General features: G+C 72.4%; 23 protein-coding genes. 12 read left to right on the top strand and 11 right to left on the bottom strand.

Annotated elements, in window-relative coordinates; translation table 11 throughout:
- The first annotated feature begins 3 nt into the window (after positions 1 to 3).
- The 6 genes from ACFYOB_RS16160 to ACFYOB_RS16135 all read left to right on the top strand — a co-directional run bounded on the left by ACFYOB_RS16160 (position 4) and on the right by ACFYOB_RS16135 (position 5,709).
- The gene (locus tag ACFYOB_RS16160) at positions 4 to 516 is read left to right on the top strand and encodes a MaoC family dehydratase (RefSeq protein ID WP_030155134.1); all 513 of its coding nucleotides are present in this window, start codon (positions 4 to 6) and stop codon (positions 514 to 516) included.
- A 2-nt stretch (positions 517 to 518) separates the two neighbouring features.
- Positions 519 to 1,724 carry an acyl-CoA dehydrogenase family protein gene (locus ACFYOB_RS16155; RefSeq protein WP_328928615.1) on the top strand — a complete coding sequence of 402 codons (1,206 nt, stop codon included), beginning with the start codon at positions 519 to 521 and terminating at the stop codon, positions 1,722 to 1,724.
- 186 nt (positions 1,725 to 1,910) lie between these two features.
- Positions 1,911 to 2,567 carry a phosphatidylserine decarboxylase gene (locus ACFYOB_RS16150; protein WP_073909135.1) on the top strand — a complete coding sequence of 219 codons (657 nt, stop codon included), beginning with the start codon at positions 1,911 to 1,913 and terminating at the stop codon, positions 2,565 to 2,567.
- Positions 2,554 to 3,414, top strand: coding sequence for a CDP-diacylglycerol--serine O-phosphatidyltransferase (gene pssA / locus ACFYOB_RS16145; protein ID WP_328928614.1), 861 nt, complete (start codon positions 2,554 to 2,556; stop codon positions 3,412 to 3,414). Before ACFYOB_RS16150 ends, pssA begins: the two co-directional genes overlap by 14 nt.
- A 295-nt stretch (positions 3,415 to 3,709) precedes the next feature.
- A complete protein-coding gene (locus ACFYOB_RS16140) occupies positions 3,710 to 5,194 on the top strand; it encodes an AlkA N-terminal domain-containing protein (RefSeq protein ID WP_388560281.1) in 1,485 nt (494 codons plus the stop codon).
- Positions 5,195 to 5,205: 11 nt separating this feature from the next.
- A complete protein-coding gene (locus ACFYOB_RS16135; protein WP_388560280.1) occupies positions 5,206 to 5,709 on the top strand; it encodes a methylated-DNA--[protein]-cysteine S-methyltransferase in 504 nt (167 codons plus the stop codon).
- Here ACFYOB_RS16135 and ACFYOB_RS16130 read toward each other — a convergent pair.
- Together ACFYOB_RS16130 and ACFYOB_RS16125 are read right to left on the bottom strand one after the other, a co-directional pair.
- A complete protein-coding gene (locus tag ACFYOB_RS16130) occupies positions 5,706 to 6,134 on the bottom strand; it encodes a hypothetical protein (RefSeq protein WP_388560279.1) in 429 nt (142 codons plus the stop codon). The genes ACFYOB_RS16135 and ACFYOB_RS16130 overlap by 4 nt on opposite strands.
- A 35-nt stretch (positions 6,135 to 6,169) precedes the next feature.
- Positions 6,170 to 6,670 carry an NUDIX domain-containing protein gene (locus ACFYOB_RS16125; RefSeq protein ID WP_388560278.1) on the bottom strand — a complete coding sequence of 167 codons (501 nt, stop codon included), beginning with the start codon at positions 6,668 to 6,670 and terminating at the stop codon, positions 6,170 to 6,172.
- A 384-nt stretch (positions 6,671 to 7,054) separates the two neighbouring features.
- Here ACFYOB_RS16125 and ACFYOB_RS16120 point away from each other — a divergent pair, with 384 nt between their 5' ends.
- Together ACFYOB_RS16120 and ACFYOB_RS16115 are read left to right on the top strand one after the other, a co-directional pair.
- A complete protein-coding gene (locus ACFYOB_RS16120) occupies positions 7,055 to 8,203 on the top strand; it encodes a glycerate kinase (protein WP_388560277.1) in 1,149 nt (382 codons plus the stop codon).
- A gap of 106 nt (positions 8,204 to 8,309) precedes the next feature.
- Positions 8,310 to 8,837 carry a GNAT family N-acetyltransferase gene (locus ACFYOB_RS16115; RefSeq protein WP_388560276.1) on the top strand — a complete coding sequence of 176 codons (528 nt, stop codon included), beginning with the start codon at positions 8,310 to 8,312 and terminating at the stop codon, positions 8,835 to 8,837.
- On the opposite strand, the gene ACFYOB_RS16110 is transcribed toward ACFYOB_RS16115, so the two are convergent.
- The gene (locus ACFYOB_RS16110; RefSeq protein ID WP_388560275.1) at positions 8,816 to 9,400 is read right to left on the bottom strand and encodes a cysteine hydrolase family protein; all 585 of its coding nucleotides are present in this window, start codon (positions 9,398 to 9,400) and stop codon (positions 8,816 to 8,818) included. The two genes, ACFYOB_RS16115 and ACFYOB_RS16110, sit on opposite strands and share 22 nt — an antisense overlap.
- Positions 9,401 to 9,497: 97 nt before the next feature.
- On the opposite strand from ACFYOB_RS16110, the gene ACFYOB_RS16105 reads away from it, so the two are divergent.
- Positions 9,498 to 10,493 carry a GlxA family transcriptional regulator gene (locus ACFYOB_RS16105; protein WP_388560274.1) on the top strand — a complete coding sequence of 332 codons (996 nt, stop codon included), beginning with the start codon at positions 9,498 to 9,500 and terminating at the stop codon, positions 10,491 to 10,493.
- Positions 10,490 to 13,291, top strand: coding sequence for a SpoIIE family protein phosphatase (locus tag ACFYOB_RS16100; protein WP_388560272.1), 2,802 nt, complete (start codon positions 10,490 to 10,492; stop codon positions 13,289 to 13,291). Before ACFYOB_RS16105 ends, ACFYOB_RS16100 begins: the two co-directional genes overlap by 4 nt.
- A gap of 37 nt (positions 13,292 to 13,328) precedes the next feature.
- Here the strand turns inward: ACFYOB_RS16100 and ACFYOB_RS16095 are convergent, their stop codons facing one another.
- The 3 genes from ACFYOB_RS16095 to ACFYOB_RS16085 all read right to left on the bottom strand — a co-directional run bounded on the left by ACFYOB_RS16095 (position 13,329) and on the right by ACFYOB_RS16085 (position 18,013).
- Positions 13,329 to 15,386 (bottom strand): SpoIIE family protein phosphatase, encoded by a 2,058-nt coding sequence (locus ACFYOB_RS16095; protein WP_388560270.1) that lies wholly within the window; start codon positions 15,384 to 15,386, stop codon positions 13,329 to 13,331.
- 367 nt (positions 15,387 to 15,753) lie between these two features.
- Entirely contained in the window at positions 15,754 to 16,977 is a 1,224-nt protein-coding gene (locus ACFYOB_RS16090; RefSeq protein ID WP_388560269.1) for an aromatic amino acid transaminase, read from the bottom strand.
- Positions 16,970 to 18,013: a DMT family transporter gene (locus ACFYOB_RS16085; protein WP_388560267.1), complete on the bottom strand. Its 1,044-nt coding sequence runs from the start codon at positions 18,011 to 18,013 to the stop codon at positions 16,970 to 16,972. Before ACFYOB_RS16085 ends, ACFYOB_RS16090 begins: the two co-directional genes overlap by 8 nt.
- A gap of 135 nt (positions 18,014 to 18,148) precedes the next feature.
- On the opposite strand from ACFYOB_RS16085, the gene ACFYOB_RS16080 reads away from it, so the two are divergent.
- On the top strand, positions 18,149 to 18,631 hold the full coding sequence (locus ACFYOB_RS16080; protein ID WP_388560265.1) for an Lrp/AsnC family transcriptional regulator: 483 nt from the start codon (positions 18,149 to 18,151) through the stop codon (positions 18,629 to 18,631).
- Between the two features lie 16 nt (positions 18,632 to 18,647).
- Here ACFYOB_RS16080 and ACFYOB_RS16075 read toward each other — a convergent pair whose 3' ends face one another.
- The 4 genes from ACFYOB_RS16075 to ACFYOB_RS16060 form a co-directional block, all read right to left on the bottom strand.
- On the bottom strand, positions 18,648 to 19,166 hold the full coding sequence (locus ACFYOB_RS16075) for an O-acetyl-ADP-ribose deacetylase (RefSeq protein ID WP_388560263.1): 519 nt from the start codon (positions 19,164 to 19,166) through the stop codon (positions 18,648 to 18,650).
- The gene (locus ACFYOB_RS16070; RefSeq protein ID WP_388560261.1) at positions 19,166 to 20,584 is read right to left on the bottom strand and encodes a phytoene desaturase family protein; all 1,419 of its coding nucleotides are present in this window, start codon (positions 20,582 to 20,584) and stop codon (positions 19,166 to 19,168) included. Before ACFYOB_RS16070 ends, ACFYOB_RS16075 begins: the two co-directional genes overlap by 1 nt.
- Positions 20,585 to 20,643: 59 nt before the next feature.
- The gene (locus tag ACFYOB_RS16065; protein ID WP_388560259.1) at positions 20,644 to 21,465 is read right to left on the bottom strand and encodes an inositol monophosphatase family protein; all 822 of its coding nucleotides are present in this window, start codon (positions 21,463 to 21,465) and stop codon (positions 20,644 to 20,646) included.
- Positions 21,466 to 21,659: 194 nt separating this feature from the next.
- Entirely contained in the window at positions 21,660 to 22,487 is an 828-nt protein-coding gene (locus ACFYOB_RS16060) for a helix-turn-helix domain-containing protein (RefSeq protein WP_388560717.1), read from the bottom strand.
- Between the two features lie 112 nt (positions 22,488 to 22,599).
- On the opposite strand from ACFYOB_RS16060, the gene ACFYOB_RS16055 reads away from it, so the two are divergent.
- Entirely contained in the window at positions 22,600 to 23,028 is a 429-nt protein-coding gene (locus ACFYOB_RS16055) for a hypothetical protein (protein ID WP_388560257.1), read from the top strand.
- A 4-nt stretch (positions 23,029 to 23,032) separates the two neighbouring features.
- Here the strand turns inward: ACFYOB_RS16055 and ACFYOB_RS16050 are convergent, their stop codons facing one another.
- A complete protein-coding gene (locus ACFYOB_RS16050; protein WP_388560255.1) occupies positions 23,033 to 23,905 on the bottom strand; it encodes a class I SAM-dependent methyltransferase in 873 nt (290 codons plus the stop codon).
- Positions 23,906 to 24,171: the final 266 nt, after the last annotated feature.

Raw genomic sequence — 24,171 nt, 5'->3', positions numbered from 1 at the left:
ACCATGCAGTTCGGACGCACGTACGAAGAGTTCGAGGTCGGCGCGGTCTACAAGCACTGGCCCGGGAAGACGGTCACGGAGTACGACGACCACCTCTTCTGTCTGCTGACCATGAACCACCACCCCCTCCACATGGACAGCAACTACGCCGAGAACACGACCGACTTCGGCAAGAACGTGGTCGTTGGCAACTACATCTACTCGCTGCTGCTGGGCATGTCCGTGCCGGACGTCTCCGGGAAGGCCATCGCCAACCTGGAGATCGAGTCCCTGCGGCACGTGGCGCCGACCTTCCACGGCGACACCATCTACGGCGAGACCACGGTCCTCGACAAGACCCCGTCGAAGTCGAAGAACGACCGCGGCATCGTCTACGTCGAGACCAAGGGCTACAAGCAGGACGGCACCCTCGTCTGCGTCTTCCGGCGCAAGGTGATGGTCCCGACCGAGACGTACATCAAGGAGCGCGGCGGCGAGCAGCCCGGCCGCCCGCAGCTGAAGGAACAGGGGAAGTAGCCATGGCCCGACTCGCCCAGACCGCCGGGCTCACGGACGTCCAGCGGGAGATCCTCAAGACCGTCCGGGAGTTCGTCGACAAGGAGATCATCCCTGTCGCCACCGAGCTGGAGCACCGCGACGAGTACCCGCAGGACATCGTCGACGGCCTCAAGGAACTCGGCCTCTTCGGCCTGATGATCCCGGAGGAGTACGGCGGCCTGGGTGAGTCGCTCCTCACCTACGCCCTGTGCGTCGAGGAGATAGCGCGGGGCTGGATGTCCGTCTCGGGCATCATCAACACCCACTTCATCGTGGCGTACATGCTCAAGCAGCACGGTACGCAGGAGCAGAAGGACTACTTCCTTCCGCGGATGGCGCTGGGCGAGGTGCGCGGCGCGTTCTCGATGTCCGAGCCGGGCCTGGGCTCCGACGTGTCGGCCATCACGTCCAAGGCGGTGAAGGACGGCGACGAGTACGTCCTGAACGGCCAGAAGATGTGGCTGACGAACGGTGGAAGCTCCACCCTCGTGGCCGTTCTGGTGCGAAGTGACGAAGGACACCCCGAGGGCACCGCGCCCCACAAGTCGATGACGACCTTCCTCGTCGAGAAGGAGCCGGGCTTCGGTGAGGTCCGTCCGGGCCTGACCATCCCGGGCAAGATCGACAAGATGGGTTACAAGGGCGTCGACACGACCGAACTGATCATGGACGGACTGCGCATTCCGGCCAATCGGGTACTCGGCGGGCAGACGGGCCGAGGGTTTTACCAAATGATGGACGGGGTCGAGGTCGGCCGCGTCAACGTGGCGGCCCGTGGCTGCGGCGTCGCTCAGCGTGCTTTCGAGCTGGGTGTCTCCTATGCCCAGCAACGTCACACTTTCGGCAAGGCGATCGCGGAACACCAGGCCATCCAGTTCAAGCTGGCCGAGATGGCTACCAAGGTCGAAGCCGCCCATGCCATGATGGTGAATGCAGCGCGCAAAAAGGACTCTGGGGAACGAAACGACCTCGAAGCAGGGATGGCGAAGTACCTCGCCTCCGAGTACTGCAAGGAGGTGGTGGAGGACGCCTTCCGTATCCACGGTGGATACGGATTCTCGAAGGAGTACGAGATCGAGCGCCTCTACCGAGAGGCTCCGATGCTGCTGATCGGTGAAGGTACCGCCGAGATCCAGAAAATGATCATCGGGCGACGCCTGCTCGAGGAGTACCGACTCCAGGGCTGAAAGTACCTTTTGCGGCGGATCATCCACTGATCCGTCGCAGAAGCGTTACTGGCAGTGACTGGCCGACGGCCATCGACTCGGCTTCTGGCTTGCCCAGTTGTTGCGCGCAACCGATAGCATTCCAGTAAAGCCGCCGTCCCGTCCCCCTGTTTGCGGCGCGGCAATCACCCGCTACGAAGGTCATCCATGCCCCACAGCCAAACCTCTGCACCTCGCGACAGCCTCCTTGGCGTACGCCTCGCGCGCGGAGCATCGCCGTGGCTTCTGCCGACCGTCGCCACCGCGGCGCTCAGCCTCACCCGGGCTCGCAAGTCCGGGCGCTGGGCCGCGGCGGCCGTGCCCGTCACCGCGCTCGCGGCGGGCATGCTGTGGTTCTTCCGCGACCCCGAGCGTGAGATCGCCCAGGGCCGTGTCATCTCGCCCGCCGACGGCGTGGTGCAGAGCATCATGCCGTGGAAGGACGGGCGCACCCGGGTCGCGATCTTCATGAGCCCGCTGAACGTCCACGTCAACCGCGCGCCCCTCGCGGGCACGGTGACGTCCGTGGAGCACATCCCCGGCGGATTCGTCCCGGCGTTCAACAAGGAGAGCGAGAACAACGAGCGCGTTGTCTGGCACTTCGACACCGAGCTCGGTGACATCGAGATGGTGCAGATCGCCGGTGCCGTGGCCCGCCGCATCGTCCCGTACCTGCCCGCCGGCACCAAGGTCGAGCAGGGCGAGCGCATCGGTCTGATCCGCTTCGGCTCCCGCGTCGACATCTACCTCCCCGAGGGCGTCGAGGTCGCGGTCGAGGTCGGTCAGGCCACCACCGCGGGGGTGACCCGAATTGACCGTGACTGACCCTGAGACTCCTGCCACTGGCTGGGTTCCCGAGCGTGCCGAGGAGGAGTCCGCCGAGGACGACATGCCGCTCTCGCTGCGGCTGTCGATAGCGGACACCCTCACCCTCGGCAACGCGACGTGCGGATTCATGGCGGTGTACTTCACCACCACCGGAATCCTCATCCCGCACCTCACCGGCAGCGGCGAGTCGGGCATGGCCCGGCACAGCGCGGCGACCGCGGTGATACTGATGCTGCTCGCGGCGGTCTTCGACCTCTTCGACGGCATCGTGGCCCGCAAGCTGCGCAGCTCGCCGATGGGCGCCGAGCTGGACAACCTGTCCGACCTGATCAGCTTCGGACTGGCTCCCGCGTACTTCGTGCTCGTCTACGGCATGGTCGCCGACGACGCGCACCAGAAGATGTCGGCGCTGGCCGCGATCGTGGTCCTGCTGGCCGTGGTGCTCAGACTCGCGAGATTCAGCTGCGTGACGATGAAGGACGGCATGTTCCAGGGCATGCCGAGCCCCTTCGGCGCGCTGACGGTCGTGTCCATCGTCCTGCTCGAGCTCCCCTTCATCCCCACCCTGCTGGCGATCGTCGGCGTGGCCTGGCTGATGGTGAGCCGGGTCGAGTACCCGAAGCCGCGGGGTGTCCTCGCGGTGGCGATGCTCAGCTGGATCGTAGGGGCGATGGGGCTGCTGGCGGCCTGGGCGTTCGACGCCCCGGGCGGTCAGCTGCTGCTCCAGACCGGCTGCGCGCTGCAGATCGCTCTGGCCGCGACCATCCCGCTGTTCGCGACGACCCGGAGGGCCAACACCTTCCGGCACAACCGGCGCGAGGCCCGAGCCACGACGCTGCGCTAGCCGAGCCGTACGAAGGCCCCGGATGCCCGATGGCATCCGGGGCCTTCTGCGTGTTCGGGGGGCGGCGGAAGTCGGGGCCGGGGTCGGCGGCGGGGCGGGGAGTCTCCGGGGTAGGCATGATTTATGGCCCCTGAGCGGCATGCCACAGGACTCGGGACGAGGGCCACAAATCACGTTTGACACCCCGGAGACTCCCCGCCCCACCCCCGCCACACCTGCCGAGCCCACGGCCAGGGCTACGCTTGATGTCGGAAAACCGCCAGCCCCCGTCGATCCCGCCCCGGATCCTGGAGCCATGCACACCGACACCGAGCGCTGCGTAAGGGCCGTGCAGTCGAAGGACGCCCGCTTCGACGGCTGGTTCTTCACCGCCGTGCTGACCACCCGGATCTACTGCCGGCCCAGCTGCCCCGCCGTGCCCCCCAAGGTCGAGAACATGACCTTCCTGCCCAGCGCCGCCGCCTGCCAGCAGGCCGGCTTCCGGGCCTGCAAGCGGTGCCGGCCCGACACGAGCCCCGGATCGCCCGAGTGGAACGCCCGGGCCGATGCCGTCGCACGCGCGATGCGGCTGATCCGGGACGGGGTCGTGGACCGGGAGGGGGTGCCGGGGCTCGCCACCCGCCTGGGGTACTCGACCCGGCAGGTCGAGCGCCAGCTCAACGCCGAGCTCGGCGCCGGTCCGCTCGCCCTGGCGAGGGCCCAGCGCGCCCAGACCGCCCGGCTGCTCATCGAGACCTCCGAACTCCCCATGGGCGACGTGGCCTTCGCCGCCGGTTTCTCCTCCATCCGCACCTTCAACGACACCGTCCGCGAGGTCTTCGCCCTCGCCCCGAGCGAGCTGCGGGAGCGGGCGGTGAAGGCCAGCCGCCACAAGAACGCCCCGCCCCGCATCCCCGGAACGATCAGCCTGCGGCTGCCGTTCCGAGCCCCCCTCAACCCGGACAACCTCTTCGGGCATCTCGCCGCGACCGCCGTCCCCGGCGTCGAGGAGTGGCGGGACGGCGCCTACCGCCGCACCCTGCGCCTGCCCTACGGCACGGGGGTCGTCGCACTGACACCGCAGCCCGACCACATCGGCTGCCGCCTCGCCCTGACCGACCTGCGCGACCTGACCATCGCCATCAGCCGCTGCCGCTGGATGCTCGACCTCGACGCCGACCCGGAGGCGGTGGACGAGCAGCTGCGCTCCGACCCGCTGCTCGCCCCGCTCGTGGACAAGGCCCCCGGGCGCCGGGTGCCGCGTACGGTCGACGCGGCGGAGTTCGCCGTACGGGCGGTCCTCGGCCAGCAGGTGTCCACCGCGGCGGCACGCACGCACGCGGCCCGGCTGGTCACCGCGTACGGCGAGCCGGTGGAGGACCCGCTGGGCGGGCTGACCCACCTCTTCCCCTCCCCGCAGGCGCTCGCCGGGCTGGACCCGGAGTCCCTGGCCATGCCGCGCAGCCGGCGCACCACCTTCATCACCCTGGTCTCGGCGCTCGCCGACGGCTCGCTGCCGCTCGGCATCGACAGCGACTGGGAGGCGGCGCGGGCCCAGCTGTCGGCGCTGCCCGGCTTCGGCCCGTGGACCACCGAGGTCATCGCGATGCGGGCGCTCGGCGACCCGGACGCGTTCCTGCCGTCCGACCTGGGCGTACGGCGGGCCGCGCAGGGGCTCGGGCTGCCGTCCACGCCCTCGGCGCTGACCGCCCGGGCGGCCGGCTGGCGGCCCTGGCGTGCGTACGCCGTGCAGTACCTGTGGGCCACGGACGCCCACCCCATCAACCACCTGCCCGCCTGAGGAGCACGAGCATGAGCAGCAAGCAGCACGCCGTCGTCGACAGCCCCTACGGTCCGCTCACCCTGGTCGCCACGGACGGTGTCCTCAGCGGCCTGTACATGACCGGCCAGCGCCACCGCCCCGCCGAGGAGTTCTTCGGAGAGCGGGTCGCCGACTCCGAGGAGCCGTTCCCCGAGGTGGCACGGCAGCTGGCCGCGTACTTCGCCGGGGAACTCACCGTCTTCGACCTCCCGCTCCGGCTGGAGGGCACCGACTTCCAGCGCAGCGTGTGGGACCAGCTGGTCCGGATCCCCTACGGCGAGACCTGGTCGTACGGGCAGCTCGCGTCCGAGCTCGGCAAGCCGAACGCCTCGCGCGCCGTGGGCCTGGCCAACGGCAAGAACCCGATCGGCATCATCGTGCCCTGCCACCGGGTGATCGGCGCCTCGGGCGGTATGACGGGTTACGGCGGCGGGGTCGACCGCAAGGTGCGGCTGCTCGACTTCGAATCCGGGGCCCGCCAGCTCCAGGTCTAGACGACGACCAGCGGGACGAGCAGGGCGAAGGCCGCGCCCGCATCCACCGCGTAGCCGTACAGCGACGGGTGCTGGACGGGGGCGGCGAGCAGGACCACGCTCTGCTGGGCGGTGGCGGCCGCCACCCACTCGGCGTCGGCGCCGAGGTTGCCCTGGTACCAGCCCTCGCAGGAGCCGGGGCCGCTGACGGCGAGGAGGTCGTCCTCCCGGCGGTAGAAGGCCTGCCACTGCGCGGCGGGCACGGACCAGCCCTCGAAGTCGGTGAACTGGGCCCAGCCGCCCTCGCGTATCGCGGTGTCGAACAGCCAGACGGGCGTTCCCTCGGGGGTCACCTCGCCGCCGGCCTGCTGGTCGGTCGTGAAGTGCACCATGGGGAGGGCGTCGGGCCCGTCGGCTGTGCTGGGCCAGGCGTACATCGTGATCATCAGCTGATTCTGTCCTGCTCGCAGTAAGCCCGGTGTTACCTGGACGCCGGGCGGCGGCCGTTCTCCAGTTCCGCCGTGCCCTCGCCCGACAGCAGGACCCGGTAGGCCTCTTCGGTGCGCGGGCCGAGCGATCCGGGGAGGTACGCGGTGAGTTCGGCGGGGTCGACCAGCCGCCAGGAGAGCAGTTCCTCCTCCTGGAGGGTGATGGAGGCGAGTTGGGCGTCGTCCAGCACCCCGCCGTCGTAGAGGTACGCGACCAGCGGCGGGCGGCCCGCGCCGAGGCTCCAGTCGACGGCGAGCAGCCGGCCGAGCGGTACGTCGATGCCGATCTCCTCGGCACTCTCGCGGCGGGCGGCCGTACGGGGCGACTCGCCGATGTCCGACTCGATGGTGCCGCCGGGCAGGGCCCAGCCCTCACGGTAGTTGGGCTCGACGAGCAGGACCCGCCCCTCGGCGTCCCGGTAGAGGGCGGCCGCCCCGGCCAGCACCCGGGGCAGGGTCGCGATGTACGTGGCGTAGTCATCCGTGGTGGTCACCGCGCCACCCTACCGAGGGGTGCCGGGCCCGTCCCCGCGGTCCCAACCCTTGGGCTCGGGCCGCCAGGGCGGACGCGCCCGAGGACGGGGCGGCGCCGGAGGCCGGGGGCGGCAGCGGGTAGTGGGTGAGGGGCTCCCCCACCCCGTGGAACATGAGGCCGATCCCCATGCCGTCCACCGGGGCACCGGAACCGCCACCTGGGGTATCCGGACGTGACTGTTCCAGTGAATCCGCGCTCATGCGGCCACACTATGCAGGCGTATATCCGTATTTAGGCGCATGACGCGCCGGGTGTGACCCAGGCCACTCATGGGAATAGGAGGATCCTCCGGATAAGCTCATGGCGGCGCGACTGCACTGTTCGATAGCAAGGGAATAGCAAGGTGACGGACGGAGCAGTAACTGAGGCCGCGCGCGTGCTCATCGCCGCGGACAAATTCAAGGGCTCGCTCACGGCCGTTCAGGTCGCGGAGCGGGTGACGGCGGGCCTTCGCAAGGCCGTACCGGGCGTGGAGATCGAGACCCTCCCGGTCGCGGACGGCGGCGACGGCACGGTCGCGGCCGCGGTGGCGGCCGGTTTCGAACGTCGCGAGGTACGGGTCACCGGACCCCTCGGCGACCAGGTCACGGCGGCGTTCGCGCTGCGCGAGGGCACCGCCGTGGTCGAGATGGCGGAGGCCTCCGGGCTGCAGCTGCTGCCGGCGGGCACCTTCGCGCCGCTGACGGCCACCACGTACGGCTCCGGCGAGCTGCTGAAGGCCGCGCTGGACGCGGGCGCGCGCTCGATCGTCTTCGGCGTGGGCGGCAGCGCCACCACCGACGGCGGCGCGGGCATGCTGGCGGCGCTGGGCGCGGTGTTCCTGGACGCGAACGGCGAACCGGTCGGTCCGGGCGGCGGCGCGCTGGCCGAGCTGGCCTCGGCCGACCTGTCCGGCATCGACCCGCGCTTCGCGGACGTGGAGTTCGTCCTGGCGAGCGACGTGGACAACCCGCTGACGGGCCCGAAGGGCGCGCCGGCCGTCTACGGACCGCAGAAGGGCGCGTCGCCGCAGGACGTGGCGACGCTCGACGCGGCGCTGGCCCACTTCGCGGTGGTGCTGGAGAAGTCGATCGGCGCGAAGGCCGCCGAGTGCGCGGTGCTCCCGGGTGCCGGTGGCGCCGGCGGCATCGGCTACGGGGCGCTGCTGCTCGGTGCGACTTTCCGGCCCGGCATCGAGCTGATGCTGGAGGTACTGGGCTTCGCGCCGGCCCTGGAGCGGGCCACGCTGGTCATCACCGGTGAGGGCTCGCTGGACGAGCAGACCCTGCACGGCAAGGCTCCGGCGGGTGTCGCGGCGGCGGCGCGGGCGGCCGGCAAGCCGGTCGTGGCGGTCTGCGGGCGGCTGCTGCTGGGCCAGGAGGCCCTGGAGGCGGCCGGTATCCGCAAGGCGTACCCGCTCACGGACCTGGAGCCCGATCCGGCCAAGTCCATCCCGAACGCGGGACCACTGCTGGAGCAGGTCGCGGCGAACATCGCCGCCGACGTCCTCTGACGCTCCGGTGAGGCCCGGTCCCCCCGAGCGGGGGGACCGGGCCTCTGCCGTGTACGGCCTCAAAATGCCGGCGGGGCGGCGACGCGGGCTGATAGGCATGGCGGTCATGGACGACACCTGGGACACCTCGGACCCCCCGGCCTCCCGGAGCCTGCTCACCGAGCGGCTCGTGCTGCGGCCGCTGGACGCGGACGGGGCACGGCGGCTGATCGACGGCGCGCCGGGCCCGGACGACCACTGGGGTCCGGGCTACCCGGACGCCGGGGACCGGGCGGGCGCGCAGCGGTACCTGCGCGTGCTGGCCGCGCACGGCGACCCGCTGCCGTTCGGTGCGTACGAGATACGGCGCCGGGACGACGGCACCACGATCGGCGGCGCCGGTTTCCACGGCCCGGCCGACGCCCGGGGCCGGGTGACCGTCGGCTACGGGCTGATCCGCTCCGCCAGGGGCCGGGGCTACGCCACCGAGGCCCTGCGCGCGCTGCTCGACCACGCCCGGAAGCACGGTGCGACCGCCGTTCTGGGCGACACCGACCTGGAGAACACGGCCTCGCAGCGGGTCATGGAGGCCGTCGGAATGCGGCTGCTGCGAGAGGACGGCCGCCTGCGGTACTACGCGGCCGAGAGCAGCTGAGCGGTGGTCACCACGCGGGCGAAGCCACCGCCCTGGAGGTTGACCGCGGTGGCGGTGGCGAGTTCGTCGGCGGTCAGGCTCAGGCCCGCCGGGCCGGCGAGGTCGAAGGTGTGGGTGGCATCGAGCGGGACGAGGACGTCGTAGCCCAGGTTCCCGGCCATCCGGGCCGTGGTCTCGACGCACATGTTGGTCTGGATCCCGGCCACCACCAGCTGGCCGATGCCCCGGGCGGTGAGCCAGGCGGCCAGGTCCGGGGTGCCGTAGAAGGCCGAGTTGACGTGCTTGGTGATCAGCAGGGACTCGTACCGGCGCTGCTCCACGAACTCCTTGAAGGCGTAACCCGGCCGGTCGGCGGCGAGTACGGAGCCGGGGCTGAGCGAGGCGTGCCGCACCTGCACCACCGGCCGCCCGGCTGCCTGCCAGGCGTCCATCAGGGCGGCGATGTTGTCCTCGGCGGCCGGGTTGTTGCGCGGCCCCCAGAAGGACGTGTCGTCGAACCCCTGCTGCACGTCGATGACCAGCAGGGCACTGTCGGGGGCGATCTCGATCGCGTTCTTCGTCATGGCTCCATGCTGGTGGCCCTGGAGCAGGGCCGACAGGGCCACCGGCGCCCCGGATCGATGGGATCCTGCCAGCCTGGCAGGATGGCACACTGGCCTCGTGCACCGCGTCGCGATCCTCGTCCAGCCCGGCATCCGCAGCTTCGACCTCGCCGTGATCACCGAGGTCTGGGGCCCCGACCGCACCCGCGGCGGGGTGCCGCCGTTCGAGCTGCGCCGGTGCGCCGTGGAGCCCGGACCGATCGCCCTGCCCGGCGGGCTGACCCTGGCCCCCGACCGCGGGCTCGACTGGCTGACCTCGGCCGACCTGGTCGTCGTACCGGCGCTGGCCTCGCCGGACGATCCGACGCCGGAGCCGGCCCTCGCCGCCCTCCGGGAGGCGCACGCCCGGGGCGTCCCGGTGGCCGCACTGTGCGCCGGGGCGTTCGTCCTCGCGGAGGCCGGGCTGCTGGAAGGCCGCCGGGCGGTGACCCACTGGTCGCTGGCTCCCCGGCTCGCCGCCCGCCATCCGGGGGTACTGGTCGAGGACGCCCCGCTCTACGTGGAGGACGGCGGGCTGTGGACCTCCGCCGGGGTGGCCTCGGGCATCGACCTGTGCCTGCACCTCGTCCGGGAGGCGCACGGCGCCGAGGCCGCCGCCGCCATCGCCCGCTCGATGGTGACGGGTCCCTTCCGCACCGGGGACCACGCCCAGTACCTGGACCGGCCCACGCCCGCGGCCGACCGGACCGCCGAAACCCTGGCGGCCGTACGGGAACGCGCCCTGCGCCATCTGCACGAACCGCTCGACGTGGCCACCCTGGCCCGCTGGGCGGGGATGTCCCCGCGCTCCTTCGCCCGGCACTTCGCCGCGGCCACCGGCACCACTCCCCACCGGTGGCTGCTGAGTCACCGCCTGGACGGGGCCCGCAAGCTGCTGGAACGCACCGACCACCCGGTCCCGGAGGTGGCCCGCCGCGCCGGTTTCGCCAGCGAGGTCACCTTCCGCCAGCACTTCACCTCGTACGTCGGCCTCAGCCCCCGCGCGTACCGGGCGGCCGCCGCCGCCGCGCAGCCGCCCCCAAACCACCTGGACAGTGTTAGAAAGGGCTCATGACCGGACGTAATGGTCGCCAGCCGACCGGGTGGGGCCCGCGCCTGCTCGCGCGCCCGTCCGGGTGGGCGCACAGTGTCGCCGGTCAGGTCTTCGCCCTCATGGCGGTGATAGTGCTGCTGCTCGCCACCGCGGGCGCGGTGGCGCTGGTGGTCCAGTCCCGGTACGACACCGAGCGCGACGCGCGCAACCGCTCGCTCGCGGCGGCCGAGGCCTTCGCCCACGCCCCCGGCCTCCCGGCGGCGCTGAAGGCGGCGAACCCGACCGCCGAGCTCCAGCCGCTGGCCGACGCCGCACGCCGCGGCTCCGGCATCGACTTCATCGCCGTGATGAACCTCGACGGGATCCGGTACACCGACTCGCGGCCCGAGCTGATCGGCAAGCGCGCCCCGGGCGACCTCTCCCGCGCCCTCGCCGGGCAGTCCTTCACCGAAACGTTCCTGGGCGAGCCCAGCGACGCGGTGCGGGCCGTCGTGCCCGTGCGGGACGCGGACGGCGCGGTCATCGGCCTGGTCGGCACGGGCATCGAGGTGGCGAACGTGTCCGACGCCGTCGAGCACCAGATCCCGCTCCTCGTCGGCGCCACGGTGGCCGCCCTGCTGCTCGGCACGGGCGGCGCCTTCCTGGTCAGCCGACGGCTGCGGCGCCAGACCCACGGTCTGGGCGCCGCCGAGATGGCGCGGATGAACGAGCACCACGAGGCCGTGCTGCACGCCGTGCGCGAGGGAGTCCTCATCATCGGGACCGACCGGCGCCTCGTCCTCGCCAACGACGAGGCCAGACGGCTGCTCGACCTGCCGCCCGACGCCGAGCAGCGGCACGTCGCCGACCTCGGCCTCGACCCGCGCACCACCGAGCTGCTCGTTTCGGGCCGGGTCGCGACGGACGAGGTGCACCTGGCGGGCGACCGGCTGCTCGCGGTCAACCAGCGGCTCGCCAAGCCGTACGGAGGCCAGCCCTCCGGCACCGTCATTACCCTGCGCGACTCCACCGAGCTCGCCGCGCTCTCCGGCCGGGCCGAGGTGGCCCGCGAGCGGCTCCAGCTGCTCTACGACGCCGGCGGGCGGATCGGGACCACGCTGGACGTGGTGCGGACCGCCGAGGAGCTGTCGGAGGTCGCCGTCCCCCGTTTCGCGGACTTCGTCACCGTGGAACTGCTGGAGCCGGTGCTGCACGGTGACGAGCCCTCGCTGGTCGCCGGCATGTACACGGAGATGCGGCGGGCGGCCATGAGCGGGGTCCGCGCGGACCAGCCGCTGCAGGCGGTCGGCGACACCATCCGGTTCGTCGTGCCGACCGCGCCGATGGCCGCGGCCCTGGACGCCGGGCAGGCGGTGCTCGCCGCCGATCTGCAGGCCGCCATGGGCTGGCGGGCGCAGGACGCCGACGGGACCCGGCTGGCCCTCGACTACGGCTTCCACTCGCTGATCTCCGTACCCCTCCAGGCGCGGGGCGTTGTCCTGGGCATGGCCAACTTCTGGCGGGCCGCCGACACCCCGGAGGCCTTCGACGAGGAGGACCGTTCCTTCGCGATGGAGCTGGCGGCGCGCGCGGCCGTCTCCATCGACAACGCCCGCCGCTTCACGCGCGAGCACGCGACGGCCGTGACCCTGCAGCGCAGCCTGCTCCCCCGGGTGCTGCCCGAGCAGACCGCCGTGGACGTCGCCTTCCGCTACCTGCCCGCGAAGGCGGGGGTGAGCGGGGACTGGTTCGACGTGATCCCGCTGCCGGGCGCCCGGGTGGCGCTGGTCGTCGGCGACGTCGTCGGGCACGGGGTGCACGCGGCGGCCACGATGGGCCGGCTGCGGACCGCCGTGCACAACTTCTCCACCCTGGACCTGCCGCCCGACGAGCTGCTCGGGCACCTGGACGAGTTGATCAGCCGGATCGACCAGAACGAGTCCGCGGGCGGCGGCGACGGGGGCGGTCCGGACGGGATGGGCGAATCGGCCGGGATCACGGGCGCCACCTGCCTGTACGCGGTCTACGACCCGGTCTCCGGGCGGTGTGTGATGGCCAGCGCCGGACACCCCGGGCCCGCCCTGGTGCGGGCCGACGGCCACGTGGACTTCCCGACGCTGCCCGCCGGGCTCCCGCTCGGGGTGGGCGGCATGCCCTTCGAGGCCGTCGAGCTGCAGCTGCCCGAGGGGAGCCGGCTCGTGCTGTTCACCGACGGTCTGGTGGAGGACCGCCAGCGGGACTTCGACTCCGGCCTGCGCCTGCTGGCCGAGACGCTGTCCGCGACCGGCCGCAGCCCCGAGCAGGCCTGCGCGGACGTGCTCGCCGCGATGCTGTTCCCGACGCCGGCGGACGACATCGCCCTGCTGATCGCCGACACCCGGCGGCTGGAGCCCGGCAAGATCGCCGAGTGGGAGGTGCCCGGCGAGCCGTCGGCCGTCTCGCGGGTGCGCAACGCCGGTTCGGCGCAGCTCTCCGCATGGGGGCTGGACGACATCTCCTTCAGCACCGAGCTCATCCTCAGCGAGCTGGTCACCAATGCCATCCGGTACGGGAGCGCGCCGGTCCGGGTCCGGCTGCTGTGCGACCGCAGCCTCATCTGCGAGGTCTCCGACGGCAGCAGCACCTCCCCGCACCTGCGGTACGCGGCCACCACCGACGAGGGCGGGCGCGGGCTGTTCCTCGTCGCCCAGTACGCCGAACGGTGGGGCACCCGCTACACGGACCGCGGCAAGGTCATCTGGGCCGAGCTGCCGCTGACCGGGGGATCGGAGCCGTCGGCGCCGGACCTGCTGGACCTGGACGCGGCGGACCTGGACTCGCTGGAGGACCTGGCCTGGTGACGCGGCCCGGCCGGGGGGCCGCAGACCGGGCCGGCTCTCAGACCGGCCGCGTGCGGGCCAGCAGCACCGCCACGTCGTCCTGGGGAGCGTCCGGCAGCAGCCGCTGCAGGATCCCGTCGCAGAGCTCCTCCAGGGGCTGCTGCGCCCCGCGCAGGGCCCGCGCCAGCTGGTCCATGCCCTCGTCGAGGTCCCGGTCCCGGGCCTCGATGAGGCCGTCGGTGTAGAGCACGAGCAGGCTTCCCGGGGGCAGCCGCACCTCTTCGGTGCGGAAGTCCTGCCCGCCCGTGCCCAGCGGGGTGCCGGGAGGGCCGTGGAGGAAGGTGATGGTCCCGTCGGCGCCGACGACGGCGGGCGGCGGGTGCCCGGCGCGGGCGATGACACAGCCCCCGGACGCCGGGTCGTGGACGGCGTAGACGCAGGTGGCCATCTCGTCCTCGCCCAGGTCGGCCACGACGGCGTCGAGCGAGCCGAGCATCCGGGCCGGGGGCACGTCGAGGCGCGCGAGGGTCCGTACGGCCGTGCGCAGCTGGCCCATCACGGCCGCCGCGTGGATCCCGTGGCCCATGACGTCCCCGATGACCAGGCCGGTCCGCCCGCCGGGCAGCTGGATGACGTCGAACCAGTCGCCGCCGACGTCGTGGTCGCTGGCGGGCAGGTAGCGCCCGGTCAGTTCGAGGCCGGTGACCTGGAGCAGCTCGCTGTTGGTGAGGCTGCGCTGGAGGGTCAGGGCGGCCTGCCGCTGACGGGTGTACATCCGGGCGTTGTCGATGTTGAGGGCGGCGCGGGCGACCAGCTCGTCGACGAGTACGCAGTCCTGTTCGTCGAAGGGCCCGCGCTCGCGGACCCGGGTCACGACGACCGCTCCGAGCACGGCGCCCCGGGCGACCAGCGGGACCAGGCGGGCGGCGCCGAGGGTGGCGAGGTAGGCGCGCAGCGGTTCGGCGCGCGGGTCCGTGATCAGCTCCGGGATGTCGGACACGTAGAGGTTCATGGCCCGCCCGTCGGCGATGACCTGCTCGTAGACGCTGCCCTCGGGGATCTGGAGGGTCTGGCCCGCGGCGAGTTTCGCGGTGGGGGCGTCCGGGTCGGGGAATCTGACGGCCAGCCGCCGCAGGACTCCGTGGGTGGAGCCGGCCGCCTCGTCCGGTTCGATCGCCGCTTCGAGCAGCTGGACGTCGGCCGAGTCCGCGAGCTGCGGTACGAGGACGTCCACGATCTCCCGGGCGGTCTGATGGAGGTCCAGGGTGGTGCCGATGCGGGTGCCCGCCTCCGCCAGCAGGGCGAAGCGGCGCCTGGCCCGTTCGGCGTCGGCCTGGGCCCGCTGGCCCTCGGTGATGTCGATGAGGGAGGCGATCAGGCCCAGCGGCCGCCCGGAGCCGTCGCGCAGGGGGGCGTACGAGCAGGACCAGGTCCGGTCGTGCTCGGGGTCGGCCGCGGTCCGCCCGGTGCGGCGGACGTCGACGACGGCCGTGCCCCGGTCGAGGACTTGGCGCATGGTCGCCTCCAGCGCCCCGGCGTTGACCCCGGGTACGACCTCGGTGAGCCGTTTGCCGACGTGCTCGGCGGGCGGGACCCCGTTCATCCGGGCCAGCGCGTCGTTGACCCGGATGAAGCGCAGGTCGAGGCCGAGGGTGCCGATGCCGATGGGCGACTGGGTGAACAGGCTCTCCAGGGCGGCGAGCGAGTCGCGCATGTGGAGCACCTCGGAGGTCTCCACGGCGATGAGCATGGCCCCCGTACGCCCTTGCGGGTCTTGGGCGGGGACGATCCACATCTCCATGACGACGCGGTGGCCGTCCCGGTGGCGCACGGGCAGGGTGCCACCGACGGTCTCGCCCGCCTGGACGCGGCGGGTCAGCTGACCGGCGAGCTCACGGTTGGCGTCGGGGACCAGGACGGCGGAGCCGAGGCGGCCGAGGATGTCCTCGGGGCAGTACCCGAGCAGGTCCTGGGCGGCGAGCGACCATTCGACGACGCGCCCGTCCGCGTCCTCCCGCCACAGGGCGATCGGCAGCAGCTCGCGGAGCACGCCCGCGTACCCGACAGCCGCCGCCGGCGGGTCCGGCACCTCGCTCGTCGACTGGTAAGTGTCCAACGCACCGACCTCACCCCGGGGGGCCTGATTCCTACCGATTCACCCTATCCGAGGCATCGGCGCGGGGCTCTGTGTCCGGCGATTCCGGCCCCCGGGCGGGACGGCCGGCCGGGGACCGGAGCTCGCCGCACGAGCTCGTCACACCGGAAGCTCCAGAACCCTTGACTCGGGCGAAATAGGGAGGAAACTCATCAATACACCGGAAAACCGGATAGAGCCGCACCCCCCTCTGGAGACGTCCAGAGTGCCGCGTGACCCTTGTCCAGGCTCTGGCCAGGCCCCCGGCAGATCTCGCGATCCACGGGAGCCATCGGCGACGGCGGATGGCTCATGGATCGGCGGGACTGCCGGGGACTGTCGTGTCCGGCTACTGCCGCAGCGCGCCTTCGAGGGGCCGGGTCGCCCGCGCCTCCCCCAGCACCGCCGCGACGGCCTGCGCGAGCCGGGGAATCCGGTGGCCCGGGATCCCCGCGATGTTGATCCGGCCCGACGTGGTGCCGTAGACGGCGAAGTCCCGGCGCAGCCGCAGCATCTGCGCCGCGTCGAGCGGCAGCATCGAGAACATCCCCTTCTGCAGCGCGAGGGCCCGCGCCTGCGGGCCGCAGCCCAGGGCGCTCAGGTGGGTCGTGAGGTCGGCCCGGTTGGCCACGATCCGGCCGCGCATGACCTCCAGTTCCGTCTGCCAGGCGGTTCGCAGCCCGGTGTCCTCCAGGATCGTGGTGACGACGGCGGCGCCGTGCTCGGGCGGCATCGAGTACAGCGTCCTGGCGGCGTTCTGCAGGGCCGTCTCGACGTGCCGCAGCGCCTGGCCGGACTGGCCGAGGACGATGGCGCAGCCGGTGCGGTCGCTGTAGAGGCCGAAGTTCTTCGAGCAGCTGACGGCGATCAGCATCTCGGGCACGCGCGCGGCCAGGATGCGCGTGGGCAGCAGGTCGGCCTCCAGTCCGTCGCCGAGCCCGTGGTAGGCGAGGTCGACGAACGGCACCCAGCCGCCCCGGACGGCCAGCTCGGCCAGCGCCTCCCAGGCGTCCAGCGTGGGGTCGGCTCCCGTCGGGTTGTGGCAGCACCCCTGGAGCAGGACGACGTCACCGCGCTGCGCGCCGCCCAGTTCCCGCAGCACGCCATCCGCGTCGAAGCCGCCCTGTGCGTCACGCCAGCCGTACGTACGGACCTTCAGCCCGGCGGCCTCAAGGATCGGCCGGTGGTTCACGTACGCGGGGTCGCTGATCCAGACCGTCGTGCCCGGGCGGGTCCGGCATATCAGGTCGGCCAGCAGCCGCAGCGCGCCGGAGCCGGCGACGGTCTGGACGGCCACGGCCCGGTCGGCGGGCACCTCGGCCCCCAGGACCAGCGCCTGCATGGCCCGGTTGAAGGCGGCGTTGCCGGAGAGCCCCCGGTACTCCTTGGACTCGGAGCGCTCCGCAAGACGCATCTCGGCGTCACGGACGGCGGCCATGACGGGCGTGCGGTCCGTGTGGTCGCGGTAGACGCCGAGGACGAGGTTCAGGCGCTCGGGCCGCTCGTCGGCGGCGAACTCCGCGGTCAGGTCCCACAGCGGGTCGGTGGGCGGCGGCGGGAGGAGCTCAAGCATGTGCGGGGACCTCGGGTCTAGGGGGTGTCTTGTCGGACGCCGCGAGCCCTGCCTCACCGGCAAGGCACCCCCTGAGGCGGATGCCGGGTCGGCGGTTGGCGAGTACGACGCCGACGGTGATGAGGGGTACGCCGATGAGCACGGCGAGGGTGGGTGATTCGTCGAGGAGGGGGATGGCCAGCAGGACCACGGCCACGGGGCTGAGGCTGCCGAAGACGGAGCTGCGCTCGGCGCCGAGCCTGCGGATGGCGAAGGCGTACAGCAGGCCGGCGCACAGGCCGACCCCGAGCCCCTGCACGACGAGGAACAGGGCGATGTCGCCGCCCGCCGCGTGCGCGAGGCCCGTCGGGAGCACCCCGGTCAGGACCAGGAGCCCGATCACCGCGAAGGAGGGCAGGCACAGCAGTCCGATCGAGCCGATCGGGTCGAGGTCGACGTCCCGCAGGCCCACCGTGTAGAGGGCCCACAGTCCGCTGGCCACCAGGAGGATTCCGGCACCCGCCAGGACGTCCGTGTCCACGGGGACGACGTAGCGCCAGACGAGGGCGATCACGCCGGCCGCGATCAGCGCGAGCCCGGCCGCCTGGGTCCCGCGGGGCATGCCGTGCCCGCGCGCGACCATGAGCGCGGAGACGAACAGCGGGACCATTCCGGGGACGATCGAGCCGACGAACGCCGCGGACGTCAGGGCGCCGCCGTGCATCGCCGCCAGGAAGAACGGCACCCCCGCACCGCAGATGATCTTGATCGCGGGGCCCGGCCGGACCGCCGCGATCCGGTGGCGGCGGCGCCACAGCGCGGGAAGCAGGACGACGATCGGGACGCCGAAGCGCAGCAGGGCCGCATCGGCGGGCAGGAGGGTGGAGGCGCTCAGGGCCCGGGCGCTGAGCGCGAAGGCGGCCCAGATCGACACGGTCACCAGGAGCGCGAGCACGCCCTGGGCGTGCGGGGAGAGCCCGCGTCGGCCGGGGTTTCCGGCCGACGGGACCGCTGTGTCGGGAGGCGCGGTCACCCCGGTGATGTTCGTCGCGACCACGGAAATTGCTCCAGCCTCTGAGACCGGACCGGTCTGGTCCGTTCCCGGGCAAGGCTAGGGCTTCGGACGGGGCAGCCGATTGCCAGTTCTGCCTCTCGGACATACGTTTGGGGCAGAATCTGCCAAGGAGTGGCCATGGACGCAGTCGATCTGCAGATCATCCGGGAATTGCAGGCCGACGGCCGCCTGAGCAACCAGGACCTCGCCGACCGCGTACGGCTCTCTCCCTCGCCCTGTCTGCGCCGCGTCCGGCGCCTGGAGGAGGCGGGGCTGATCCGCGGCTACACGGCGATGGTGGACCAGGTCGCCTTCGGACTCCCGGTCACCGTCTTCGTCCGGATCCGGCTGGAACGCCACACCGCGGAGGCGGTCCGGCTCTTCGAGGAGCACGTGGCGGTCATCGAGCACATCCAGGACTGCTACCTGATGGCTGGGAGCAGCGACTACCTGCTGCGCGTGGTCATCGAGGACCTGGAGGCCTACGAGGCCCTGGTGCGCCACCGGATCCACGCCATTCCCGGCATCGCCTCGATCGAGTCGAGCTTCGCGTACGGCAGTGTCAAGCAGTCCCGCACGTACCCGCGCCCCTCCCCGGGCGGCTCCGCGCGACCCCTGTGAGGTCCGCGGGCGTGGCCTAGCGGGCGGCCTCGACCGCCGCCTCGAAGGCCGCGTAGGCCGCCGCGTCGAAGAGCACGAACCGCACCTCTTCCACGTCGGTCCGCGCCGCCCGTACGGTCTCCACGGCGATCCGCGCCCCGTCGTCCATCGGCCAGCCGTAGATCCCCGTGGAGATGGCCGGGAAGGCGACCGAACGGGCCCCCAGCTCGTCGGCGACCCGCAGGGACTCGCGGTAGCAGGAGGCCAGCAGCGCCGACCGGTCGTCCTCCCGCGACCAGACCGGGCCGACGGTGTGGATGACGTGCCCGGCCGCGAGCCGGCCCGCGGTGGTGGCGACGGCCTTGCCGGTCGGCAGGCCCTTGCCGTAGTGCGAGCGGCGCAGGTCCTCGCAGGCGGCGAGGATCTGCGGCCCGCCGCGCCGGTGGATGGCGCCGTCCACCCCGCCGCCGCCGAGCAGCGAGGAGTTCGCGGCGTTGACGATCGCGTCGGCCTTCTCGGCGGTGATGTCGCCGAGGACCAGGGTGATGCGGAGCATCAGGAGTCCTTTCGCAGGTGGCGCCAGACCGCCTTGGCTGCGTTGTGGCCGGACATGCCGTGCACGCCCGGGCCCGGCGGGGTCGCGGAGGAGCAGATGAAGACGGCCGGGTGGGAGGTCGCGTACGGGAACAGGGAGAGCTTGGGGCGCAGCAGGAGCTGGAGCCCCGAGGCCGCGCCGCAGGCGATGTCCCCGCCGACGTAGTTGGGGTTGCGGGCGGCGAGCTCGGGCGGGCCGGCCGTGGCGCGCGCCAGGACCAGGTCGCGGAAGCCCGGTGCGAAGCGCTCCAGTTGGCGTTCGACGGCGCCGGTGAGGTCGCCGCCCCAGCCCGCCGGGACATGACCGTACGCCCAGAACACGTGCTTGCCCTCGGGCGCCCGGCCGGGGTCGACGAGGCTGGGCTGCGCGGTGATGAGGAAGGGGCTGCGAGGGGCTCGCCCGCCGCAGGCGAGTTGCAGGGCGGCGTCGATGTCGCGGGCCCGCGGGCCGATCTGGACGGTGCCGGCCCGGCGCGGTTCCTCGGCGGTCCACGGGACGGGGCCGTCCAGCGCGTAGTCGATCTTGAACACGGAGGCGCCGTACTTGTAGCCCTCGTACGCCCGGCCCAGGCGTGCGATGCGGGCCAGCGCGGTCGGCGAGGTGTCGAAGACGTACGCGCGGGCCGGCGGGAGGTCGTCGAGCCGCTTGACCTCGAAGCCGGTGTGCACCGTGCCGCCGAGGTCGCGAAGGTACGCGACGAGCGCGTCGGAGATCGACTGCGAGCCGCCGCGCGGCAGGGGCCAGCCGTTCGCGTGCGCGGCCAGGGCGAAGACCAGGCCGAGGGCTCCGGTGCCGATCCCGTCCAGCGGGGCGATGGCGTGCGCGACGAGCCCCGCGAACATCGCCCGGGCCCGGTCGTCGTGGAAGCGGCGCATGAGCCACGTCGAGGGGGGCAGCCCGGTGAGCCCGAAGCGGGCGAGGGTGACGGGGTCGCGGGGCAGGGCGGTGCTCGGCAGCGACATGAAGTCCCGGGCCAGCGTGTCCCATTTGCCGAGGTAGGGCCCCACGAGCCGCCGGTACGCACCGGCGTCGCGCGGCCCGAGGGACGCCGCCGTCTCCGCGACCGAGCGGGAGAGGACGGCGGCCGTGCCGTCGTCGAAGGGGTGCGCCATGGGCAGCGGGGCGTGCAGCCACTCCAGCCCGTACCGCTTCAGCGGCATCGTGGCGAAGACGGGCGAGCCGATGCCGAGCGGGTGCACGGCCGAGCAGGGGTCGTGCCGGAAGCCGGGGAGGGTCAGCTCCTCGGTCCGGGCTCCGCCGCCGACCGTGCCGGCGGCTTCGAAGACGGCCACCGAGAAGCCGCGCCGGGCCAGTTCGACGGCGGCCGTCAGCCCGTTGGGCCCCGCCCCCACCACGACCGCATCGAGAATCGACGGCACTTGCGACTCCTTCGTCCGGCGGCGCCTGTGTTCCCAAGGATATTCCGGCCGCGCGGTACCTAACCCCGCAGCAGGTCGCGGATGCGGACCACGGTGGCCTCGTCCCGGCCGACCGCGAAGGGCAGCGCGTTGTCGCGGTCCACCCGGAAGGGGAGCCCGGCGACGGTGCTCTGCGCCCCGCCGGCCTCGGCGACCAGCAGCAGTCCGGCCGCGTGGTCCCAGGCCGAGGGCCAGGTGAAGGCCAGGCCGTCCATCTCGCCGCGGGCCACCTTCAGGTACTCCAGGCCCGCCGATCCGCAGGGCCTGGCCGCCACGCCGGGCGCGTCCAGCCGGCTCAGGGTCCGCTTGTCCTGGTCGGAGGTGTACAGCGGGTGGGCCATGGCGATCCGCAGCTCGGCGCCCGGCTCGGGCGAACCGCTGTGGATCCGCTCGCCGTTGACGTACGCGCCCTGCCCGCGCACGGCGGTCGCCAGCTCCTCCAGAGCCGGGGCGAAGGTCCAGGAGGCGAGGATCTCCCCGCGGTGGGCCAGCGCCACCAGGGTGCAGAAGGCGGGGTCGCCGGAGACGAACTGCCGGGTCCCGTCGACCGGGTCCACGATCCACACCGGGGCGTCGGCGCGCAGCGCCTCGTACACGGTCGGGTCGGCGTGCACGGCCTCCTCGCCGACCACGGCCGAGCCGGGCAGCAGCCGCGTCAGGGCGGCCGTGAGGTGCTCCTCGGCCTTGCGGTCGGCGACCGTCACCAGGTCGTGCGGTCCGCTCTTCTCATCGACCTCGTGGTCGGCGAGCTGGCGGAATCTCGGCATGATCTCGACCGCCGCCGCCTTGCGGACGGCCTCTTCCACATCGGACAGGCCTTGTGCCAGGAACTCATCGATCATGTCCCCAGCAAAGCACGCCCGACCGACAAACCCCACCGACAATCCCGGACGGACGGCTGGACACCGGGTGGACACCGGGTGAACCGGCCCCGGGCCGGACCGGCCGGATCCGGGACCGGTCCCGCGGACGTGACACCGGGAAGGCGCGGCTCTGCGACCCGGGCTTCGGACGGCTCCTGACCGGCCACGCCGTGTCAGAAGCCCTGGGGGCCCTGCGGGTGGGCCGCCGCCGCGTGCAGGCGCAGGAGCCGGGCCGTCTCCTCGTCCATCGGGAAGAAGGTCTCGACCGCGAGTTCCGACAGCGTCACGTCCGCGGGCGCGCCGAAGGTGGCGATCATGCTGAACAGCGCCATGTCGCCGAAGGGGGTGCGCAGCCTCAGCGGGACGACCATCCCGGTCGCGTCGACCGGGCCGGCCGGGGCGCCGGTGCCCGGCGGCGGCGGGTAGGCGGACACCTCGTCGTACAGCGCCTGCAGTTCGGGGTGGCCGGTGCCGTTGGCCTGGTGCAGGAGACGGCCGAGGGCGTGGGCGCGGACCTCCGCGAAGTTGAGGCAGTGCTGCGGAAGGCCGTCCGGGTGCAGGATCAGGCGCATCACGTTCGCGCCCCCGGCCGTCAGGGTCGGCGGGACGCTGTCCAGCAGGAGGGACATCGAACGGTTGGAGTCGACGATGTTCCAGACCCGGTCGACGACCGCCGCCGGGTAGGGCTCGTGGCCGGCCAGCATGCTCCGCAGCGCCTGGCGTGCCATCGCCATGCGGTCGCTGTCCAGGGGGCTCTCCTGGTAGGCGGGGGCGTAGCCGGCCGCCAGCAGCAGGCTGTTGCGGTCGCGCAGCGGCACGTCGAGGTGCTCGGCGAGCCGCAGCACCATCTCCCGGCTGGGCCGGGCCCGCCCCGTCTCCACGCAGGACAGGTGCCGGGTGGAGGTCTCGGCACGCAGGGCGAGGTCGAGCTGGCTGAACTTCCTGCGCTGGCGCCAGTCGCGCAGCAACAGCCCGACGCGGGGCGGGTCTTCGGTCTTCATGCACTCCACGGTAGCCGCCGGGGTCGCGGACTCCATGACCTCTGAGGTCATGGAGTCCGCGACCTGTCCCGTGTCACGGTGGGGGCACAGTCCGGTGCGAAGGAGCTCTGCCATGACACAGACCATGCATACGACCGACCCTGCCGTCCGGCAGGCGGCCGACCGCTTCCTGCGGCTGGTCCTGCGGATCGACAGTGCCAGCACCGCTGTGATGGCCGCCGTGCTCATCGCCGCGTGCGGCCCGCTCGGTTCCGCCACCGGGATGCCGGTCGCCTTCAGCATCGGCTTCGGGCTCTTCCAGCTCGGCGGGGCGGCCTCACTGGCCCTCATCGCGGGGTACCCGGTGATCCCGGCCGGCCTGGTCAAAGCCGTGATCGGGGTGAATCTCGGCTCCGCCGTCGCATGCCTGGTGGTGGCCGCGGGGGATTTCGTCCCGCTCACCGGGTTCGGCATCGTGTTCATGCTGATCGGCGCGCTGGTCGTGGGGGTGTACGCGGCCCTGGAGTGGGCGGGGCTGCGGCGGATGACCAGCGCGGGGTGACGGGTCAGGCCTGCGGGGCCCGGCCTCGCAGGTACACGATCGGGGTCGGCAGGGTGATGGTGCCGTCGGCCGAGCGCAGGGCGTCCAGGCGCCGGGCGACCTCGGCGGACAGCTCCGCGGCCTCCTGCTCGGACAGCCTGTCCCACAGCCGGCGCATGCCGTGCGAGCGGGTCCAGTCGACCCACTGGGCCCCGGACTCCACGACGATGGGCAGGTCCTCTTCCCGTACGGACACGTCGGTGAAGCCCGCGTCGGTCAGGGTGGCCGTGACGGCCTCGGGGGTCACCAGCCAGTTGTTGTGGATGTTGGTGAAGGGGCAGTCGTAGGCATCGCCCTCCTTGGGCCGGGTCAGGTGCGGCAGCAGCAGGTCGTGCACGTCCTCGGGGAGGAATCCCCACTTGCCCGTGGCGGTGGGGAAGAAGGAGGGCGCGCTGGCCGCGAAGAGACCGCCGGGGCGCAGGATCGTGCGGTAGGGGCGCAGTTCGGCCGCGCCGTGCGTCCAGATGAAGACGCTGAAGCCGCCGAGCACCGCGTCGAAGCGCCCGGCCGGGAAGTCCGGCACCTGGCCGTTCATGACCTGGGTGGTCACGTGGGTCAGGCCCCGCGAACGCGCGTCGGCGTCCGCGTACGTGACCATTTCCTCGGCGAGGTCGATTCCGATGACCTCGCCGGTGCCGCCCACGGCCGCCGCTGCCGGCCAGAGCACGGCGCCACGGCCGCAGCCCACGTCCAGCACCGAGTCGCCGCTGCGAATTCCGGAGAATTCGACCAGCTTGCGGCCGATGGGGCCGAAGAATTCGACTCCGCTCTGGTCGTACACGTCCGCGGCAGTGCTGAACACACGGTGCATCTCCGCCGTGCTTTCCGAATTACCCATACCGGCTCCTTGACTTGAGTTCGCCGGGAAAAGCGTGCGGCATCCGCGCGACCGCGTCCAATAGGCACGGCTTCTGACGTCCAGCACGGTTTCTTATTGGACATGGAGTGCCGGCCGCATCAACATCATTTATGCAGGCGGGGCTTGGTTCCGCCTTCGTGGAAAGGTTGCCTTATGAGTGAGTTCTCTTCGCTGGTGTCGCGGGTCGAGGGTGAGGTGTTCCTGCCCGGGCAGGAGGGTTTCGACGAGGAGCGGACCGGTTTCCA

The sequence above is a fragment of the Streptomyces sp. NPDC006463 genome (genome assembly GCF_042870715.1).
In the GTDB taxonomy this organism is placed as follows: Bacteria; Actinomycetota; Actinomycetes; order Streptomycetales; family Streptomycetaceae; genus Streptomyces.
The sequence above is the reverse complement of the archived record's forward strand: the minus strand, read 5'-3'. Positions and strand labels throughout refer to the sequence as shown.

Coding starts and splice junctions, on each gene's coding strand:
- ACFYOB_RS16160 (WP_030155134.1), top strand. CDS start 4: ATGCAGTTCGGACGCACGTACGAAGAGTTCGAGGTCGGCGCGGTCTAC.
- ACFYOB_RS16155 (WP_328928615.1), top strand. CDS start 519: ATGGCCCGACTCGCCCAGACCGCCGGGCTCACGGACGTCCAGCGGGAG.
- ACFYOB_RS16150 (WP_073909135.1), top strand. CDS start 1,911: ATGCCCCACAGCCAAACCTCTGCACCTCGCGACAGCCTCCTTGGCGTA.
- ACFYOB_RS16140 (WP_388560281.1), top strand. CDS start 3,710: ATGCACACCGACACCGAGCGCTGCGTAAGGGCCGTGCAGTCGAAGGAC.
- ACFYOB_RS16135 (WP_388560280.1), top strand. CDS start 5,206: ATGAGCAGCAAGCAGCACGCCGTCGTCGACAGCCCCTACGGTCCGCTC.
- ACFYOB_RS16130 (WP_388560279.1), bottom strand. CDS start 6,134: ATGATCACGATGTACGCCTGGCCCAGCACAGCCGACGGGCCCGACGCC.
- ACFYOB_RS16115 (WP_388560276.1), top strand. CDS start 8,310: ATGGACGACACCTGGGACACCTCGGACCCCCCGGCCTCCCGGAGCCTG.
- ACFYOB_RS16110 (WP_388560275.1), bottom strand. CDS start 9,400: ATGACGAAGAACGCGATCGAGATCGCCCCCGACAGTGCCCTGCTGGTC.
- ACFYOB_RS16100 (WP_388560272.1), top strand. CDS start 10,490: ATGACCGGACGTAATGGTCGCCAGCCGACCGGGTGGGGCCCGCGCCTG.
- ACFYOB_RS16090 (WP_388560269.1), bottom strand. CDS start 16,977: ATGCTTGAGCTCCTCCCGCCGCCGCCCACCGACCCGCTGTGGGACCTG.
- ACFYOB_RS16080 (WP_388560265.1), top strand. CDS start 18,149: ATGGACGCAGTCGATCTGCAGATCATCCGGGAATTGCAGGCCGACGGC.
- ACFYOB_RS16075 (WP_388560263.1), bottom strand. CDS start 19,166: ATGCTCCGCATCACCCTGGTCCTCGGCGACATCACCGCCGAGAAGGCC.
- ACFYOB_RS16065 (WP_388560259.1), bottom strand. CDS start 21,465: ATGATCGATGAGTTCCTGGCACAAGGCCTGTCCGATGTGGAAGAGGCC.
- ACFYOB_RS16060 (WP_388560717.1), bottom strand. CDS start 22,487: ATGAAGACCGAAGACCCGCCCCGCGTCGGGCTGTTGCTGCGCGACTGG.
- ACFYOB_RS16055 (WP_388560257.1), top strand. CDS start 22,600: ATGACACAGACCATGCATACGACCGACCCTGCCGTCCGGCAGGCGGCC.
- ACFYOB_RS16050 (WP_388560255.1), bottom strand. CDS start 23,905: ATGGGTAATTCGGAAAGCACGGCGGAGATGCACCGTGTGTTCAGCACT.